This is a genomic window from Maribellus mangrovi, assembly GCF_037646455.1.
In the GTDB taxonomy this organism is placed as follows: domain Bacteria; phylum Bacteroidota; class Bacteroidia; order Bacteroidales; family Prolixibacteraceae; genus Draconibacterium; species Draconibacterium mangrovi_A.
In genome coordinates this window covers 725,322-743,329 of sequence record NZ_JBBIXN010000002.1, presented here as the reverse complement: position 1 = coordinate 743,329, position 18,008 = coordinate 725,322, and the positions used below count along the sequence as shown (strand labels likewise).

Sequence of the window (18,008 nt, the reverse complement as noted above, 5' to 3'; positions counted from 1 at the left end):
GATAGAAAGATTCTGTTTAGCAGCAATTCAAGAATTGGCAAGCAAATCTATGCTAGTCGTTTTTGGTATTAAGGCTTTGAAAACCTTCGCCTAAAATTTCTTTAGTGTCCATTACCGTAATAAAAGCGTCGGGATCGATGTTTCGTATGTACTCTTTCAACACCGCAACTTCGCGTCTGCTTACTACCGAAAAGATGATTTCCTTGTCGTCGTTGGTGAACATTCCTTTACCGGCAAGGTAAGTACCTCCACGATCGAGATCGCCAATAATTTTATCGCGTATCAGGGCGTGCTTTTTCGAAATGATAAACAGTGCTTTGTTGTAATCGGCTCCTTCGAGCGTAATATCAATTACTTTTCCAATGATGTAAATAACAACCCACGAGTACAGTGGAATGGCCCAGTCGCCGAAAGCCAGCAATCCAAAAAGAACGATAACGGAATCGACGTAAATGATCAGCCGACCGATCTGCATGTGCGTATATTTTCCGATGATCATGGCGATGATATCCGAACCGCCGGAAGTTGCTCGCGATTTAAAGATCAAACCCAGACCAAATCCTGCAAGAGCTCCGGCAAAAACACACGAGAGCAACACGTCCTCTACAAGAGGTACGTCGGCAGGTACCTGACGTGCCCAGGTCAGCAGGTCAGTAAAAACTGCAGTAAGTACCGATCCTGTGATTGTTTTCACGCCAAACCGGGGCCCCAGAATCTTGATTCCGGCAATGATCAGTGGAATATCCAGCAGAAGCGCAAAAAGACCGATCGGAATGCCATCGGGCCAAAACGAGAATACTCCTTTGCTGAGGTAGTGTACAACGATGGAGATACCGTAAACACCGCCCGGAACAATTTTATGCGGCGTTATAAAAAACACAAATGAAGCCGCCAGAATGAATGATCCGGTGACGATGAAAACATAATCTATCAGCCATTTCCTACTGAAAATCCTGTCTCTGGTTAAGAATGCCATATCGTTAGAATTTTCGGCAAAAAACCGAAAATTGTTGGAATAAAAACGTGATTGTTATCAGCGATTTACGGAATAAATCAGAAGAGATTATGTTTTAAAAGATTAGATATGAATTGCCGGATGTACCCCAAAAAAACTAGTCGAGCACAAAGCGGTAGGTGATGGTTCCACTTTGAAACGCAGGTGCATTGTTATCGACATTAAATTTGGCTTTTAATGCTGCTTCTTCAGCTGCTTTATGGAATCGTTCATCCGCAATACTTGTTCCTGGAGCACCAGCATCAGCTGAAGTAACATTTCCATTTCTATCTACAGTAATTCTTACTACAACAGTACCGGCATCGTCACCCGGATATTTGGGTTTTGGCCAGTTTCCTGCTGTGGATCGGCCAGATAAACTGAATGAAGGACCAGATCCCTGGTTGCCGCTGCCGCTGCCACCCGGTCCGTAGTTATTGGCATTTTTATCGCCGGTGGGAACGCCCTGGTTTCCGCCCTGAAAAGTAACTCCCTGGCTTTTTCCTTCACCTGTTCCCGTGCCGCCACTTCCGTCACCACTATTGGCAAAAGCATTGGAGGTGCGCGAATTTATCTCGTTTATTTTTCGTTGCTCTTCCTCACGTTGTTTACGCTCGGCTTCTTCTCGTGCTTTTCGTTCCGCTTCTGCCTTGGCTTTTGTCTCCGCTTCAGCCCTCGCTTTTGCCTCTGCTTCAGCTTTTGCCTTTGCAGCAGCATCTTCAGCCTGCTTTTTCTTTAGTGCTTCCTGCTCTTTCCTACGTTGCTCATCAAGTTGCTCCTGTTTTTTGCGTTCTTCTTCGAGGCGCTTTTTTTCTTCGGCAGCATCGATGGCAGCTGTTTCTTCGTAATCCTGGGTCATAGCCACTTCTTTGGCCGGCTCGGGTTGAGATTGTTGTGCTGGAGGGGGAGTTGTTTGTGTTGGCGGAAGTGGTGTAGTTTGTTCCTGATTTTGAGGAGGTGGCGGAGTTTGCCTTTGCTGACGACGGGCCGGTGCGGGTTCACGCTCGCCTAAACCTGTTTCAGAGTCGCCAAAATTAACCAGAATACCTTCTTCTCCTGGAAGCGGCAGAGGAGTAAAAAAGCCAAAGATCAGCAATAATATCAGCACGATCACGTGAAATATGATCGTTCCGACAAGCCCCTTCTTTTTTTCGCTATAGTATTCTGTTTCCTTCATAAAATAATCGTGGCGCAACTATTATTCCGGTGCCGTGGCCGCTATCATTTTATACTTATTTCGGCGGCAGATGTTCATTATTTTTACAACTTCTTCCCAATCCACCGATTTATCGGCGTGCAGCGAAATATAAATATCGTCGTTTCCAACACCGTATTTTCCTTGCAGAAACGGTTCGATCTCGGGGAACGAAACGCGTTTCAAACTACCATCATCGTTGATGTAGTATTTCAAATCTTTAGTGATTGAAATGGTAGTAATGGGTTTGGCAGCTGTTTGATTATTACTTTGTGGCAGCAGCAACTTGAGTGCGTTAGGCGCAATCAACGTTGATGTGACCATGAAGAAGATAAGCAGCAGAAAAACAATGTCGGTCATCGACGACATGCTAAAAGCTGCATTAATTTTATTTCGTTTTCTCAATGCCATAATGTGGTATTAAGCCGGTTCGTTCAACAAGTCCATAAAATCGGAAGTGGTGGCTTCCATTTTAAATACTACTTTTTCAACATTCGATACCAGAATATTGTAAGCAAAATAGGCGATAATACCTACGATCAATCCGGCTACTGTGGTAACCATGGCCTGGTATATACCGGTTGAAAGCAAGGTGACATCGATGTTATTCCCAGCATTCGACATGTCGTAAAAAGCCTGTATCATTCCCATTACTGTTCCGAGGAACCCTATCATTGGAGCTCCCCCGGCAACCGATGCCAGAACGGGAAGTCCTTTTTCCAGTTTTTGAATTTCGAGGTTTCCTACGTTTTCGATGGCGGCATTTACATCGGTGAGTGGTCTGCCAATGCGGCTGATCCCTTTTTCGAGCATGCGCGATGCCGGATTTGGATTACTGCGACACAAGGCAATTGCGGCATCAATTTTATTGGAAGTAATATACACTTTAACTTTTTCGAGCAAGCCCGAATCAAATTTTCCGGCCTTTTTTATGGCAAAATAACGGTCGAAGAAGATGTAAACGGCCACAAAGGATAGTAAAATAATGGGGACCATGATCCAGCCTCCTTTTAGTGCCAAATCGATAAATTTTGTGGAGATTCCTTCCGGTTCGTTTGCCAGTGCTTCCATTTCCTGTGAAAGATCTGCCTGGATCATCAATAAGTTTAACATGTTCTCTTAATATTGTTCTACAATTATGAAATAAAAACGAGGTATAATATCAAATATTATACCCCGCTAAAGTAAGGAATATTTTTAGTGCTTTTTTTTGTCTGATGTACTGTGTTCCTTTAGTTATGAACAATCCTTATTTAATTGTTACAATCCGAACATCAGATAGTAAACGCCTGCTCCGGCCAGGTAACCGATTACAGCCAGCCAGGTAATTTTTTTCAGGTACCAGATAAAATCGATTTTTTCGAGGCCCATAGCGGCAACACCGGCAGCCGATCCAATAATCAGCATACTACCTCCCGTACCGGCTGTGTACGCCAGGAATTCCCAGAAGGCACCGTCAACCATAAAGTAGGCGTTGTATCCTGTGGCTGCTGCATCCGTAATCGGATACATACCCATGGCACCTGCAACAAGCGGTACATTATCAACGATCGACGAAAGTACACCGATAGCCAGATCGATCAGGAAGATGTTTCCGAGTTTCTCATCGAGGTATTGCGACAGTAAACTCAGGTGGCCGGCCGATTGCAATGCGGCAACTGCAGAAAGAATTCCGAGGAAAAACAGCACGGTCGGTACATCAACACGACGCAGCACAGCTGTTACTTTCAACTTTTCGCGTATCTCATGCGGTTTGTCTTTGTGAATCAGTTCACCAACTACCCACAAAAGACCCAGAGAAAGCAACATGCCCATATAAGGAGGAAGGTGCGTTACTGTTTTGAATACCGGAACAAACAGGAGACCTGCTACACCGAGCACAAGAAACAATATTTGTTCGGTTTTAGTGGTGTATTCAATATCGTCATCCTCCAGTGCCGGACGCGTTACATTGCCTTTCATGGTGAACGAAAGAATTCCCAGAGGAACAATCATACAAACAAGACTTGGCAGGATGACGCCTTCAATAATTCTGAGTGTTGTTACTTGTCCTCCAATCCACAGCATAATGGTGGTTACATCGCCAATTGGCGACCAGGCACCACCGGCGTTGGCAGCAAGCACTACCATACTGGCAAAAAACCAGCGTGTTTGCTTATCGTCGATAAGTTTTCGTAAGAGCGCCACCAGTACAATGGTTGTGGTCAGGTTATCAAGCAATGCCGACATGAAAAAGGTTAGGAAGCTTAATATCCAGAGTAATTTAACTTTGTTGGTGGTTTTTATTTTGTCGGTAATGATCTTAAATCCTTCATGCTGATCCACAACTTCAACAATAGTCATGGCGCCCAACAGGAAAAACAGGATTTCCGCAATTTCCCCGAGATGGTGAATGATCTCACTTTCTACAATAAACTCATGAACTGCGTGCAAGCCATGCGAATCGGGATGACTGGCGAGGAAATTGGACCACGACGGGCTGAATCCCAAATGCAAAATCGATTCGGCACCAAGAATGTAAACTACCCATGTTAATGTTCCGATAATTAAGGCAGAAGCAGCTTTGTCTACCTTCAGAGGATGTTCGAGAGCAATAGCAGTATACCCCAGAACAAAAATCACAACCATTAATATAAACATAACTGAAGACGTTAAGGTTTTAGTTTTAAATTAAGTGCACAAAATTAAGTTTTGCTGATGACAATAACAGGAATTTTATCAGCATTTTTTCAATATTTAATGTTTGCCGATATGTTGACGATCTCTATTCGCTTTCTTCGTCTTTCTTTTTACCGGTAAATAAATTCTTTAATTTTTTTAGCAGGTCACCAATAGTATTGTATTCTTCAGTAACCGATAAGCCAATTCCCTGGGTATAAGGTGCGGTTTCGTAGATGAGGTTATTGTTCGAACGGTTGTAGGCTTTAAATTGAAGTTTCCCGCTGGGCACCAGTTTTACATTAATTTCGAAATCACCTACAATTTGGCTGCTGTTTGTTCCGTACTGATTCACGTTATTCCCGATATTTCCGTTCAGGGTTACGCGATCGTTTAAAATCTGTGTACTCAGTGCCAGTTCAATTTCGTCGTCGGTAACATTGTTTCCGGGACGGTAGTTAATGCCCACATCCCAGTTTTCGTTGATTTGCGAGAGCCAGTTGCTCAATTGGTTTGAGAAGAGTTCGCTGGCTGTTGTTCCAAACATGTTTGTATTTTGGGCTTCGTAAATGCCACGTTTGTATTCCGGGGTATAAAACTTCCCCATTACAATTAGCGACAAAATCTGTTTGTTGAGTTCGTCCTCGGTATTAATGTACTGCTGCACTTTGTCTTCAACTAGAGCTTCGATATTCGGGAGATTAATGTCGAAACTGATGGTCGGGTTGGCCAGTTCATCCTTCAGGTGAATAATGCATTCAACCTGTACCCTTTGATTTTGACTCAGGTTTTCATAATCGTCGCTCAAAAGGTCGTAAAGCGAAGCTTTTAATTTATAAACAGCACTTAAATCGATATCGGCGTTGTAAGGATCGCCCGACCAAACTATCGATCCGCCCTGCTGGATGGTAAATCGCTTGTTGATCACATTCTGAAGGGTGAAAAGATAATCTCCCTTGGTAGGTTGGTAGTTCCCCGAAAGGAAGATATCACCTTCGGGATTCATTTCGAAGATAAGAATGCCTTCGCCCTGCGCTTTAATGATGTCGCCAATTTGTGAGTTGTAGATCAACTGAACCTTAGCTTCGGGAGTTGCTTCGATGGCCAGGCTTAGACTGAGTTCTCCCGCCGGCTCCGATGAAATTTTGTAAAAATCAGATTCTTCAGTAGCATCGGGTTTTACAAATTGTATAAAATCGTACTTTTCTGCTTCATTCTCCGCTTCCATCGAAATATTGATCTCGGTGCCTTGCAATGAAGTAACCGACCCATTTAGTTTCACGACGTTGCCTTTACCCGTGATATCAAGTTGTCCGCTTACCACTGCCACGCCATAAAATTTATCGTTATCGCTCAGTGTAGTATTCATGGCCCGTATTTTATTCGAAGTCATACGAAGGTCAAAAATCATGTTCTGAAAGTTATCGTGAACGATGGTCCCGTTAAATCTTCCTCGGTTATTCCGGTCGTCGGTCACCAGGATATTATCGAACAAAATGGTATCGTTTATAAAATACACACTGTCACTAAATGAATATGGAATTTGTGTCACATCAACGGTCAAACCTGCATTGCCCCCCATTAAAGCACCGTTCAGAAGAATGTCATTCGCCGTTCCCCCGATGTTTACCTTTCCGCTACCGTAGCCCTGGAAATCGGAGAAACTCTTTCCTATAAAGGATTCCAGCACAATCAGCGGTACACTATCGAGGGTAGCATCAAAATCCAGTTTGCTGGTCGAAGGCTGATACGAACCATTGGCGTTGAGTTTTGTGCGATTATTACTGACTACTTTTAATTCCGAGTCGATCTGCGATTTATCGCTGTTCCACCTGCTTTTCAGCGAAATGTCGCCCAATATTTGGTCTTTATACTTCAGGTTCGAAACGGTCATGTCCGATAAAAACATGGGCTCATTAAACAAGTTCGAGAATCCTATTGTACCATTGGCTATACCCGAGAAATCGAGTTCGGTTTTAAAATAGGTGCCCAGGTGTTGCAGGTTTATGTTTCTGAACTGAAGCCGCAGCAGGTCGGTTTGACTTTTACGGGCCGTTCCGCTTAGCGACAAACGCTGGTTCTCGTTAAAGATATTTAGCCCCGAAACTAGTATGTCGTTCGAATCGATACTGATTTCAAAAGGTGTGATGTGCCACAGCGTATCGGCAATATACAGGTTCGATTCGCTGCCTGAGATATTAATCTGCGTAGATTTACCCGAAGCCGAATTTGTGAAAACGGTATGCGTTCGAATGTCACCGCTGTAGGTTATTTCGTCGTAATTGCTCCACGAAATGGTATTGTCAATCACATTTTCGGCAATTTTCGAATCGATTTTAAAGTTGTACAAATTCATATCTTCGGCCAGGTGAATTTCGCCAAAACGGAATTTCGAAGTGTAAGTGTCGTCGATTATCTTGTTCCCGATAAAAATATCGCGGCCAATAAAATTGTTGTAACGAATGCCGGGGATGCTTCCTTCCAGTTCAAAGTTGTTTTCTTCCGAATTAACGACCCCGTAAAGCAGAAACGGTTTGTCGATTCTTAAACCCGGCAACATGATGTTGGCCAGACTGTTGATGTCTTTAACACTAAATTTATAGCTGAATGTATTTCCCAGTTCAGCCTGGTTGATTGCAATCGGATATGAAGGAATAAATTCATTAAATGTTTTGGCCAGCGTGGTTATCAGACTTCTGAAATGGTAATCGCCTTCAATATCGACGTCTAAAAAATCAGAACGAAAAGTTAAGGAGTCGGTGTGGTTTTGCTGAGAGGTATTCAAGGTCATTCCGCCAAGATTGATCTCACCGTTTCGGTTTTTGTAGAATCCTTCCCGGATCTCGATGTTGCCATCAATGTTATCGATTTTTGTTCCCCTAAAATTTGCATTCATATCAAATGCCGTTTCAGCATTCGGAAAAGTTTCGCTCAGGTTAAGCTTGCCGGGAAGAGCACGATCGACCTCGAGCATAAAATCGAAATCGGGAATTTCGTGGTTAAAATCAATTTGTCCGAGAAACGAAAATTTCAAATTCGGGTCGTTCATACTCAGCAGCCCATCAAACATTTTATCGAGCAAAATGCCATCGAATTTTATGTCGGTATAGGCATAATCCAGGAGATCGATCCTTGAAATATCGCCTTTAAAAATCCCTGAAACATGTTTACTGCTTGTATTGTAATTTCCATCAACCGATCCGCTGAATGTAAGTTCGCCAAGGTAGTTTTTGTTGAACAATTCATCGAGCCTGAATTTTTGAGTGGATAGGTTACCGCGGTAATAAATGTTTCCTGATTTTTCAGGTGTAACGAGTATATCGGTTTTCAATGTACCCATTTGGCTTCGCAGGGTTCCGAAGGTTACAAAATCGCTGAGGAAACCGCTAAAATTACCGTTAAAATTGAGTAAACCGGCCTCGTAGAATCCTTCAGGAAAACTCAGGTAGTCGTATTTAAATGTATTTGGAAGACGAATGTTGGCCAGATCGGAAAAAGAAGTTTGCGATTCCTTTAGGTCGATAAAAAGATACATGTTCTCGGGGTCACGCGGTTCGTTGATGTAGAAATCGATTATGGCGCTGGTTTCCTGTCCCGTATTCAGTAATATGTTCTTTCCTTTTAAATCGTTGATGTTTCCGTATACCCGTCCTGAAAATTCAACCAGTTGATCCATTCCTTTAAATCCCGGAAGCAGTATTCCCAGTTCGCGAAAACTGACCTTCGATTTGTCAAGGGTAAAGTCGATGTTCAACGGAGTTTTTACCGAGTCGTTCTGTTCCGGAAGTTCAAGATGAACATTGGCATTGTCAATGGCCGAATAGCGACTTTCGAGGTTGCCTTTCAGAATGTTTATTTCTTTGGCTTTTATGGTCACATCAGCATTCAGCTTATTTAACTCAAGACTTTTGCCATCGTTCATCACTAAACGATTGATCCTGAACGAAACCGAATCGGCAACACTTCGGAATCCTTCAACGTCGAGATTCAGGTTATCGACAAAAACTCTCTTTTTATCTTGGGCATAATAATCGTAATACTCGATGTCCATGCCTTTGAAAAGAAAAGAATTGCAGGCAATAAACCAGTGGTTATTTTTATCCAACGATTGATTACCGATAGCCTGAAAAATGAAGTTAAAGTTGAAATTATCGGCCGTGTCGCGGTTGACTTTAAGTTGATTTCCACTAAATGAAAGTTCATCGATCTGCAGAATGTGCTTCTTAATTTTAAATGTATCAATGGTGGCTGTCACCAGTTCGGCATAAAGTAAGGTGTCGCTGCTCTGGTCTTCAATGAGGATATCTTCGAGGTAAAGCTTCTTAAAAAATCGGATATCCACGTGACCTACCGTGATGTTAGTATTCAGCTTTTCGGATAAAATGTGTGCTACGTGACGGGTAATACGGGTTTGTACCCAACTGTTCTGCAGGGCCAGATAGGATGCTCCCAGTAGTGCAACAAGCACTGCCAAAACAATGATGCTTATTTTCCAGCCTTTTTTGATAGTTTTGCAAATTTAAGCGAACATATATCTTTTAACGGATTTAGTGACAAGTAAAATGAGCGTTTTGTCAACCAACCCTTATTAATAACGCAAAGATATAAACCAGTTCCGTTAATTCTTGTTTAATAAACGTAATTTACTTTGATACTTATATGTCGGAAAATGGAATAACAATATTGGGAATTGAGTCGTCGTGCGACGATACTTCGGCGGCCGTTATCCGCGACGAAATGATTTTGTCGAATGTAGTGGCCAGTCAAAAAGTTCATGAAGAATACGGAGGCGTTGTTCCGGAACTGGCTTCGCGGGCACACCAGCAAAATATTATACCGGTTGTCGATCTGGCAATTAAACGTGCCGGGATCGACCGAAAAGAGATTGACGCGGTAGCATTTACACGTGGTCCAGGATTGTTGGGCTCGTTGCTGGTTGGTACTTCGTTTGCCAAAGGTTTTTCACTCTCGATGAAAATTCCTTTAATCGAAGTGAACCACTTGCTGGGGCATGTCTTGGCTCTGTTTATCCGTGAAAATGGAATTGATTACAATCCACCCAAATTCCCGTTTTTGTGTTTATTGGTTTCCGGTGGAAATTCGCAGATCATTTTGGTGCGCGACTACCTCGATATGGAAGTGATCGGGCAAACCATCGATGATGCCGCCGGGGAAGCGTTCGATAAATGCGCAAAAGTAATGGGACTGCCTTATCCCGGAGGTCCGCATGTTGACAAACTGGCTAAAGAAGGCGATCCTAAACGATTTGAGTTTTCGCGTCCGCGTATCCAGGGACTGGATTACAGTTTTAGCGGATTAAAGACCAACTTTCTTTATTTTCTGCGCGATCACATAAAAGTGAACGAGAATTTTGTGGAGGAGAACAAAGCCGATCTTTGTGCCTCGCTGCAACACACCATCATCGAAATTTTATTGAGCAAACTAAAACGGGCCGCCAAAGAAACGGGGATCAAGGAAATTGCGATAGCCGGTGGCGTTTCGGCCAATTCAGGATTGAGAAATGCATTGAAAAAGAATGCCGATAAATTTGGCTGGAACCTGATCATTCCGAAATTTGAATATACCATGGATAATGCAGCCATGATCGCCATTAGCGGATATTACAAATACCTGAACAAAGAATTTATCGGGCAGAATACGGTTCCCTTTGCACGCACACAACTCTGATTTTTAATGAAGTTCAAAACACAGCTTATACACGGAAAACTCATCAAACGCTACAAACGTTTTCTGGCTGATGTTGAGTTGGACGATGGTACGGTCGTAGTGGTGCACTGCACCAATTCAGGTACCATGAAAAGTTGCCTCGAAAGTGGGGCAGAAGTTTACCTGACACCGGTTAACGATCCAAAGCGAAAAACAAAGTTCACCTGGGAGATGATCAGGATAAACGGCGACTGGATTGGAATTAACACCGGAAATCCAAATGTTTTGGCGAACGAAGCCATAAAAAATAACGAGATCCCGGGTTTGACAGGATACTCTAACGTTAAACGGGAAGTGAAATACGGCGATTCGCGCTTTGATGTCTTTGCTGAAAATGAACACGAAAAGTGTTTTATAGAGGTGAAGAATGTTACCCTGAAAGAAGGCAAATATGCCTTGTTTCCCGATGCTGTGACCACGCGCGGACAAAAGCATCTGAAAACACTGATGCAGGTAAAAGCCGATGGAATGCGGGCCGTGATGCTCTATATCGTTCAGCGAACAGATGTGGAGGTTTTTGCTCCGGCTAAGGAAATCGATCCGGATTATGCAGCAGCTTTAAAGGATGCTGTTGAAAATGGTGTTGAAGTGATTGTAATGCAAGCCAAAATAAAACCGGAAGAGATTCGCTTTACAAATCTGCTTCCGGTCGATATTTAACTTTTTACGTTCGGTAAATTCTATTGTTCTTCTTTTTCTGGAATCTCCTCAAGATCACCGTAATAAGAAATGGATTGACGGTTGGTACTGATCACATTCAGTGATGACGAACCTGTTTCCGCAATCGTGAATGTAAAATTAATCACATCGTTTTTGTTTTTAGCTCTGAACTTGACAATCCAGCCTCCTTTTTTCCAATCTTCGATAGAATATTCAGTGATGTCGGATACAAATTGCAAGGGCGATTCTCTTGAACCATAATCTGCCTGGTAAGCTTCGCCAAAGTAGGGGAGGTATGAATCCACCTTTTTGTCCTTTAAAATGACACTGTAAGAAGTAGTTAGAGATCTGCTTCTTCCTTTTGCGGGAAGCATCTGCGTGGCGCTGAACTGCCATGCTTCAGCTTTAATCAGCGCTTTTGTTTTTTCAATCTGCTCAGCCTTCTGTGCTGCCTTACGCTCTTTTCTGCTCATTTTAGTGTCCTGCGCTTGCATCAAAACCGATGAAAACAGGAACAAACTTAATATCAGTATATGTTTCATGATTATTACTTTTATATTTTAACATTGGCCAATGGCCGACTGCTTAACAATTCTACCTAAAATTAAGCCGAAAAAATGTCATAATGAAAGATCACTTCTATTTTTTTCGGTGATCGCGATAATTTATGCCTGCTTTATTCAGGCGAAGGTAATCAACTTCCAGTCGTTTTGAAAAATCCTCAAAGTCTTTCTTTTCTTTCGGAGTCCAGGCAACTTCAGCCTCAGCCTGCAAGCGGGGCAGCAACATGTATTCTGCCTTTTTTGTTGTGGCCACATATTCTGTCCAAAGATTGGTTTGAACACCTAAAATATGTTTTGCTTCCAGTTCGCTCAGTTCTTCGGGCAGAGGCTCGTAACTGTACACTTTTTCAACGGCTAGAAATCCACCGATGGCGAGCGGTTCATCCTCTTTGTTTTTCGATTGATAGTAATCGATGTACATGTGCGAATTCGGACTCATCACCACATCGTGGTTTTGTTTGGCGGCTTCAATACCTCCTTTTGTACCGCGCCAGCTCATCACGGTGGCTTCCGGTGCAAGACCGCCTTCCAGAATTTCATCCCAGCCAATCAGTCTGCGTCCTTTTGAGCTCAGGTAGTGATCGATTTGCGTGATAAACCAACTTTGAAGTTCGTGTTCATTTTCCAGGTTGTTGTCCTTAATTCTTTTTTGACAGGCATCGCATTTTTTCCAAGCATCTTTCGGGCATTCATCGCCGCCAATATGAATAAATTCCGATGGGAAAATGTCCATTACTTCATCCAGCACATCTTTTAGAAACTCAAAAGTTTCGTCTTTCCCGGCGCAGTAAACATCTTTATGAACGCCCCAGGTTTGTTGTACTTTATAAGGTCCTCCGGTACAACCCAAATTGGGATAGGCTGCCAGTGCAGCACTCGAATGCCCGGGCATTTCAATCTCCGGAACAACAGTAATATAACGTTCAGCGGCATAGCGAACGATGTCGCGGCATTGATCTTGTGTATAAAAACCGCCGTAGCCAATTCCATCCATTCCCTGTCCGCTGCCGTAATGACCCAGCATTGTTTCATCGCGCCAGTGCGAGATCTCTGTCAGCAACGGATATTTTTTGATCTCAATCCGCCAACCCTGGTCTTCGGTCAGGTGCCAGTGGAATGTATTGATTTTATACATGGCCAGAATGTCGATGTACTTTTTAATAAAACTCACCGGAAAATAATGCCGGCCCACATCGAGCATATTTCCGCGCCAGGAAAAACGAGGCTGGTCTTTTATGTCGACACACGCAATGCTCAGGCTTTGCCCGTCGGCTTCAAGCGGTAAAAGTTGCTTGAGCGATTGCATACCATAAAATAAACCTGCCGGAGTTGAAGCGGTGATCACAATGCCATCTTTGCTCACTTTTAGAAGGTACGCTTCATCGCCGAGGTCAAGAGCATGAATAATTTTAAAATTCACTGCCTTTCCGTCAGCATTTGTTGAAAGTTGCAAACCATAAACATTTTCAAAATACTCGTTAATAAAGCCTGCAATTCGTGCTACTTCTTCGTTGTTTGCATCGAATTTTAAAGTCGTGTTTTTATTGATTTCGAACCATCCTTCCTGTGCCGAAATTTCTGCGGGTTTGGGAATGATAGAAAGCTCCTGTGCGAATGCCGGAACGGCCAGAATAATTAGAACGATAAAAGAAATAAGTCGATTCATTTTAATAGTTTTGATGTTTATAGTACGAAAATAATGAGTTTTGTAAAAATTTCATAAGTTTCGCTCGAAATGATGAAAAATTAAATATGGTCGTTCATGCAAAAAATTGAAATCTCAGAGAATTTAAAGCAAAAAGTGCCTGAACTGAATTTGTCGTGTATAGAATGCGACGTTGAGGTGGAAGAGAAAAAGGAGCAGCTCTGGGAAAAGATCGAACAAAAGATCTCGGAACTGAATGAGACCCTCAAAGTGGAAGATATCAGCAAATTACCGGCGATTTCTGCATCGCGAAAAGCCTACAAAGCCTGTGGAAAAGATCCGGCACGTTACCGTCTTTCTGCCGAGGCCTTGCTCCGAAGAGTAGTGAAAAGGAACGAAATCTACCAGGTGAATAATGTGGTGGATGCTTTGAATCTGGTTTCAATTACATCGGGATTTTCGATTGGCGGATACGATGCCGATAAAATTAACGGAGATATTGTTTGTGGGATCGGCCAAAAAGATGAACCGTATTCCGGCATCGGGCGGGGAGAACTGAACATAGAATCGATGCCTGTTTTTAGAGATGCTGATGGGGCTTTTGGAACTCCAACCAGCGATTCGGTGCGCACCAGTGTTAGCTTGGAAACAAAGCGTTTTCTGATGATCATTATCGATTACGGATCGCAGGGGCAATTGGACGATGCAACAAAATTCGCTGTTGACTTGCTCACGAAATATGCAAAAGCTACTAATTTTGACCTTAAAACAATCGGTGTCCATTAGGCATCGAGAATTGACGAGTTATTGAATCTCCAATTGATTAAACTGAACTAAAAATATGAAAGGATTTGCCAAATTAATGTTGCGATTGCTGGGATGGACACCGGTTTACGAAGATATCCCCCAGGTTGATAAATGTATAATTATTGGTGTACCTCACACAAGCGCCTGGGATTTCATGATTTCGTGGTTGTATTACGCATCGGATGGGAGAACGGCCAACGTGCTCATAAAAAAAGAATTTTTCTTTTGGCCGCTGGGCTATTTCATCAAAAAAATGGGGGGACTGCCCATCGATCGTTCGCGGGGCGCCAATGTCATCCGACAAACCATTCAGCACATCAATGAAAAAGACCAGGTTCATCTGGCGCTTACTCCTGAAGGGACCAGAAAATTAACTAAAAAATGGAAAGCCGGTTTCCATATTATTGCCCGTGAAACTGGCATTCCGGTGTATTTGGGCAGTTTCGACTGGGGAAGAAAAATTATTACTACCGGCGAACGCTTTGAAATTACCGAAGACGCCAATGCCGATATCAAACGAATGAAAGCCTATTACCGGGAAAAAGGTATTGTTGGCAAACATCCCGAGAAGTTTACGACTGAGAATTGATGGCTGTCTGGCTGATACTTGAATTTTATTCTAGCGCCTTAATTCTGCTTTCGGATTTTATTTAAACTCCTTCCAAATTGGTTTTGACATCAATCCTTTTTGGCGTAACTTCGTTATTGCTACAAAAAAACCAAAAAGAAATCTTTAATCTTTAAATTCATTATTATGGCTTTTAGTTTACCAAAACTTCCGTATGCCAACGATGCATTGGAACCAGTGATAAGTGAGAAAACAATTAATTTTCACTACGGAAAACACCATCAGGCTTATGTAAATAATGTGAATACCCTGGTGAGTGGCACAGAATTCGAAAATGCCAGCCTCGAAGATATTATTAAGAAGGCTGACGGTGGAATTTTTAACAACGGAGCCCAGGTGTGGAACCACACGTTTTATTTTATGCAGTTTAATCCCGATGGATGCCACGAACCCAAAGACGAGCTGAAAGCAGCGATTGAGTCGAAATATGGTTCGTTCGAAGCTTTTAAGGAAGCGTTCACGAAAGCAGCCGCAACTTTGTTTGGTTCAGGGTGGGCCTGGTTGGTTGTTAACAAAAGTAACGATCTTGAAATTGTACAAACGAGTAACGCCGGAAATCCAATGCGTGATGGCATGAAACCGATACTTACCTGCGATGTTTGGGAACATGCTTACTACCTCGACAAACAAAATGCACGTCCGAAATACATCGAGGATTTCTGGAAAATTGTGGACTGGAAAGTAGTGTCGGAGCGGTTTGCCTAATTGTTTAAAACGATAAAATCATGAGTAAGGAAAAAGTGCTGGCGGCCATGCAGGCTGCGGGAAAACCTATGAAGGCCGGCGAAATTGCCGAAGCTGCCGGGTTGGATAAAAAAGAGGTAGATAAAGCGATGAAGGTGTTGAAGAGCGAGGAAAAAATCGTTTCACCCAAACGTTGCTTTTGGGAACCTAAGTAAAGAATTGAATGAATTCACAAGAGGCTGTCGTTAATTGGCAGCCTCTTTTTCGTTGTTATAATTATCGGCCAAACGACTCACCAATTCTGAAATACAAGCCCCAGTCGTCTTTTCCTTTGGCTACATCTATTCCTATGTTAATGCGTTCTTTCTTAATCATCAAATATCGTAACCCAACACCGGCGCCGGGAAGTACCTCGGTACTAAAAATATCGCCAAAATTATTAACGGCAGAGGCCACACCGGCAAAACCCACTGCCCCGAATTGCTTGTAAAAACGCCAACGGTATTCGGCCTGAATGGCATATACTTGGTTGTCGCGGTATTTACCGCTCGAATATCCGCGTATATCGTCGTGACCCACAACGCTTTGTCCCTGGAAAGGTACATCTCCTGTTGCGATAATGGCCTTCATTCTTGTCGCCAGAATATTTCTTTCGTTCTTTAGCTTGTAATAGTGGTTGTAAGTTAATTCCAGCTTTTCGAAATTGTTTCCGCTGTTTAGCCAAGTTCGGTAGAATTCGTTTTTAATCTCGATATTATATCCGCCGTAGGGATTCATTTGATGCTCTCGTTTATCATAGTTCAAAATTAAACCCAGATTATTCATATTTCGGGTATCGGTCCTGATACTGTCGGGAACAAAGTCAGGCATATCAAAATCGGTTATAGTTTTTGAAAATACTCCACTCACTCCACCATACAGTTCTTTATAAATCTTTCGTTCAACACGCGCAAATGCAAATTTAGCCCCGGTGCCAAAGTCAATGAAAGTGCCGCCGATCAGTGGAAGGTCCTGCCAGTACTGGTAATTAAAATTGCCAAATCCAATGGCAGCCAGAATTCTCCAGCGGTCCTCGTTGAGGAATAGACGCTGAAATGCCGCAACAAAGTAACTTTTGTTGGTTGTATACAATCCCATAATCCCCGACGACGAAGAGGGTGAAATGGTATCATTTTTATTGACTTTGTAAAAGCCCTGGGTCATTGCGCCAAAGGTTGTTCCCAGTGTTTTGTTGTAATTTACAAAAGGAATGGCGGCCAGGTTCACCTTTTTGGTCGTATCCTGTTCCTGACCGTAAGCCAGGATGCCAATGAGAAATGTGAATAATGTCAGGAGTAATTTTAATTTCATGGTTTCCGGTTTATTGCGTCATTCGCCAGCGCAGTGTTTTTGTTTCACCATTCCGAAGTATTTTAACCTGATATTCCTGTCCCTTCTCGAGGTTGTTCATGTATTCGTAAAAATGCTCAATGTTCTCGTTCGAGTTTAACAAAATATCATCAAACTGAAGGATTACATCGCCCCCTGCTAAGAATTCCATTTCTCCAATTTTCATTGAAACATAACCGCCCTTTAAGCCCATAAAATAGGCCGGAGAATTATCCACTACATTCTGCACCATTAACGCACCTTCCTGTGGCACATTAAAAATTTTGCATAATTCGGGACCCATTGGGAGTATATCGGTGCCAAACCAAATGCGGCCCTGCTGGGTGAGAATTTCTACGGCAATGTTTGATGTGGCAGCAAATCCCAGTCCTTCAAAACCGCCCGAAAACGTCAATATCGAACTCACTATCCCAATTACTTCTCCCTGCATGTTGAACATCGGGCCGCCACTATTGCCTTTGTTGATCGATGCATCAGTCTGGAAAAATTCCTGGGTCTTACCTTTAATGGTTGTATGCATTTCAGTATGTTTGCCACTGATGATTCCTTTCGAAACGGAGAAGGACAGCCCGAGCGGATTACCGATAATAAAAATATCTTCGCCCACACGCACCTTGTCTGAGTCACCTATTTTAGCTGCCTGGAAATTGCTTGCAGGCCTTTCCAATTCTATAAGTGCCACATCAGCAGTTTTGTCTAACCGGCGGTTGGTAGCGTTTAACATTGAGCCGTCGGCAAATTCAACCTGAATTTTTGAGGCATTGGCAACAACGTGTGCAGCGGTTAGAATATAGCTGTTTCGTTTGCCCACCAACACTCCGGACCCAAATCCCTGGGCCGAGGTTTGCGTGGTTGGATTACCAATACCCGGATTCTTTTTTTCGAGTACGTGTATTTTAACTACGGATGGTTTTACTTCGTCGACTAAATCGGCGAAAGTTTGTGCGTTTGCTTGCCACAATATTACGCTGAGCAAAAGGATTGCGAGAAATTTGTTCATTTTACAATAATTTGGAATAGTTCGTTTACTGTAAAAATAGGGTTTAAATTTTTTGTGT

Annotated in this window: 16 protein-coding genes; 6 read left to right on the top strand and 10 right to left on the bottom strand. The window is 42.8% G+C overall.

Annotation, left to right across the window (positions count from 1 at the left end; all coding sequences use genetic code 11):
• Positions 1-52: 52 nt before the first annotated feature.
• From WFY05_RS11145 to WFY05_RS11120, 6 genes are all read right to left on the bottom strand, one after another.
• A complete protein-coding gene (locus WFY05_RS11145; protein ID WP_340112924.1) occupies positions 53-976 on the bottom strand; it encodes a YitT family protein in 924 nt (307 codons plus the stop codon).
• A 136-nt stretch (positions 977-1,112) separates the two neighbouring features.
• Entirely contained in the window at positions 1,113-2,171 is a 1,059-nt protein-coding gene (tolA, locus tag WFY05_RS11140) for a cell envelope integrity protein TolA (RefSeq protein ID WP_340112923.1), read from the bottom strand.
• Positions 2,172-2,192: 21 nt separating this feature from the next.
• The gene (locus tag WFY05_RS11135) at positions 2,193-2,600 is read right to left on the bottom strand and encodes an ExbD/TolR family protein (RefSeq protein WP_340112922.1); all 408 of its coding nucleotides are present in this window, start codon (positions 2,598-2,600) and stop codon (positions 2,193-2,195) included.
• 9 nt (positions 2,601-2,609) lie between these two features.
• Complete coding sequence (locus WFY05_RS11130) at positions 2,610-3,302, bottom strand: MotA/TolQ/ExbB proton channel family protein (RefSeq protein WP_340112921.1); 693 nt, start codon at positions 3,300-3,302, stop codon at positions 2,610-2,612.
• A gap of 147 nt (positions 3,303-3,449) precedes the next feature.
• Positions 3,450-4,829: a sodium:proton antiporter NhaD gene (nhaD, locus tag WFY05_RS11125; RefSeq protein WP_340112920.1), complete on the bottom strand. Its 1,380-nt coding sequence runs from the start codon at positions 4,827-4,829 to the stop codon at positions 3,450-3,452.
• Between the two features lie 124 nt (positions 4,830-4,953).
• Positions 4,954-9,315, bottom strand: coding sequence for a translocation/assembly module TamB domain-containing protein (locus WFY05_RS11120; RefSeq protein ID WP_340113280.1), 4,362 nt, complete (start codon positions 9,313-9,315; stop codon positions 4,954-4,956).
• A gap of 191 nt (positions 9,316-9,506) precedes the next feature.
• On the opposite strand from WFY05_RS11120, the gene tsaD reads away from it, so the two are divergent.
• Complete coding sequence (tsaD, locus tag WFY05_RS11115) at positions 9,507-10,535, top strand: tRNA (adenosine(37)-N6)-threonylcarbamoyltransferase complex transferase subunit TsaD (RefSeq protein ID WP_340112919.1); 1,029 nt, start codon at positions 9,507-9,509, stop codon at positions 10,533-10,535.
• A 6-nt stretch (positions 10,536-10,541) separates the two neighbouring features.
• Entirely contained in the window at positions 10,542-11,234 is a 693-nt protein-coding gene (gene sfsA / locus WFY05_RS11110; RefSeq protein WP_340112918.1) for a DNA/RNA nuclease SfsA, read from the top strand.
• 20 nt (positions 11,235-11,254) lie between these two features.
• Here sfsA and WFY05_RS11105 read toward each other — a convergent pair whose 3' ends face one another.
• Positions 11,255-11,776 (bottom strand): DUF4251 domain-containing protein, encoded by a 522-nt coding sequence (locus WFY05_RS11105; RefSeq protein ID WP_340112917.1) that lies wholly within the window; start codon positions 11,774-11,776, stop codon positions 11,255-11,257.
• A gap of 97 nt (positions 11,777-11,873) precedes the next feature.
• Complete coding sequence (locus tag WFY05_RS11100) at positions 11,874-13,463, bottom strand: beta-N-acetylhexosaminidase (protein WP_340112916.1); 1,590 nt, start codon at positions 13,461-13,463, stop codon at positions 11,874-11,876.
• A 96-nt stretch (positions 13,464-13,559) separates the two neighbouring features.
• On the opposite strand from WFY05_RS11100, the gene WFY05_RS11095 reads away from it, so the two are divergent.
• The 4 genes from WFY05_RS11095 (at position 13,560) to WFY05_RS11080 (ending at position 15,776) form a co-directional block, all read left to right on the top strand.
• On the top strand, positions 13,560-14,228 hold the full coding sequence (locus tag WFY05_RS11095) for a B3/B4 domain-containing protein (protein WP_340112915.1): 669 nt from the start codon (positions 13,560-13,562) through the stop codon (positions 14,226-14,228).
• Positions 14,229-14,283: 55 nt separating this feature from the next.
• A complete protein-coding gene (locus WFY05_RS11090; protein ID WP_340112914.1) occupies positions 14,284-14,838 on the top strand; it encodes a 1-acyl-sn-glycerol-3-phosphate acyltransferase in 555 nt (184 codons plus the stop codon).
• A gap of 165 nt (positions 14,839-15,003) precedes the next feature.
• Positions 15,004-15,582: a superoxide dismutase gene (locus tag WFY05_RS11085; RefSeq protein ID WP_340112912.1), complete on the top strand. Its 579-nt coding sequence runs from the start codon at positions 15,004-15,006 to the stop codon at positions 15,580-15,582.
• A gap of 20 nt (positions 15,583-15,602) precedes the next feature.
• Positions 15,603-15,776 (top strand): hypothetical protein, encoded by a 174-nt coding sequence (locus tag WFY05_RS11080; RefSeq protein ID WP_340112911.1) that lies wholly within the window; start codon positions 15,603-15,605, stop codon positions 15,774-15,776.
• Between the two features lie 61 nt (positions 15,777-15,837).
• Here the strand turns inward: WFY05_RS11080 and WFY05_RS11075 are convergent, their stop codons facing one another.
• Both WFY05_RS11075 and WFY05_RS11070 read right to left on the bottom strand, forming a co-directional pair.
• A complete protein-coding gene (locus WFY05_RS11075) occupies positions 15,838-16,911 on the bottom strand; it encodes a BamA/TamA family outer membrane protein (protein ID WP_340112910.1) in 1,074 nt (357 codons plus the stop codon).
• 10 nt (positions 16,912-16,921) lie between these two features.
• The gene (locus WFY05_RS11070; RefSeq protein ID WP_340112909.1) at positions 16,922-17,950 is read right to left on the bottom strand and encodes a S1C family serine protease; all 1,029 of its coding nucleotides are present in this window, start codon (positions 17,948-17,950) and stop codon (positions 16,922-16,924) included.
• Positions 17,951-18,008: the final 58 nt, after the last annotated feature.